Genomic DNA, 1,005 nt, shown 5'->3' with positions numbered 1-1,005 from the left:
CCATAGTAAGTCAAGCGATCAACACTGGTAGCATTATTATGATTGCGTACGCGACCTTCAAAGCAGACGAAAGCACCGCAACTATCATCATCAAGGGTGTTTTTAAGTCTGTCTTCATCTATAGCAACGTCTAATAAAGCAAAGCCATCGCGCTCTGCGATTGCATATACGTCATCGACGCTACGCTTAATGGTCATTGAGTGGCTATGTATATTATCTATCATGTGTTGTCTCTATCTATTGTTTTTAGAACCCTGACTTAACCACCAGCGACTGGGGTGATAAACACCACACTGTCACCATCATTGATCTGGTCTGTCCATTTAGCAAAGTAATCATTCACAGCAACGCGCAGCTCTGTCTGCGGACGACTAAAACGATGCTTTTGGGTCAGATGTTCGTATAGCTCAGTTAATGAGGTCGACTGCTGCACGCTGACAGTTTCTTGTTGACAGTTGGCTTCGTCGGCTAGACTGGCAAAGTATAAGACGTTGATATTCATCGTTGTTTCGGTATTGGTTGCCACATCTAAAGTACTCATTATATTCTCCATTCTTGTCAAACTATCCAGCTTTAGCTCTATTGCATAAGATCTTGCATAATATCGTTGGTTGCCAAAACGTATTTACTCTTTTAAGCATGACTATAATCCGACTTACCGCCCGTTTTTTTAACTAAACGCACGTTATCAATAACGATATCATGCGATATGGCTTTAGTCATGTCATAGATGGTCAGGCAAGCAATGCTCACAGCCGTTAAGGCTTCCATCTCGACCCCAGTTTTATGCGTGACTTTTACAGTGCCACTGACGATAATACTATTCAGCGCATCGTCATATTCAAAGGTTAAACCTATCTTATCTAATGGTAATGGATGACATAGTGGAATAAGATCGTGGGTGCGCTTGGCTGCCATGATGCCTGCGATATGAGCCGTCTGGGTAATGCTGCCTTTTTTAGTCATACCATCAGCGGCTTTGATTTGTTTATAAACCGCGCTTGG

3 protein-coding genes are annotated in these 1,005 nt (G+C 42.6%); all 3 read right to left on the bottom strand.

Annotated features, from left to right (window positions below; all coding sequences use genetic code 11):
* Window positions 1-224: molybdenum cofactor biosynthesis protein MoaE (locus ACTQ9S_RS13755; protein WP_440455273.1), on the bottom strand; the 224-nt coding region annotated here is incomplete at its 3' end.
* Window positions 225-259: 35 nt separating this feature from the next.
* On the bottom strand, window positions 260-541 hold the full coding sequence (locus ACTQ9S_RS13750) for a MoaD/ThiS family protein (protein WP_440455272.1): 282 nt from the start codon (window positions 539-541) through the stop codon (window positions 260-262).
* A 92-nt stretch (window positions 542-633) separates the two neighbouring features.
* A partial coding sequence (gene moaC, locus ACTQ9S_RS13745; RefSeq protein WP_440455271.1) for a cyclic pyranopterin monophosphate synthase MoaC occupies window positions 634-1,005 on the bottom strand: 372 nt, incomplete at its 5' end.

The sequence above is a fragment of the Psychrobacter sp. ASPA161_9 genome (assembly GCF_051970275.1).
Lineage (GTDB): Bacteria > Pseudomonadota > Gammaproteobacteria > Pseudomonadales > Moraxellaceae > Psychrobacter.
Note: the sequence above shows the minus strand (reverse complement) of the source record. Positions and strands in the feature narration are given on the sequence as shown.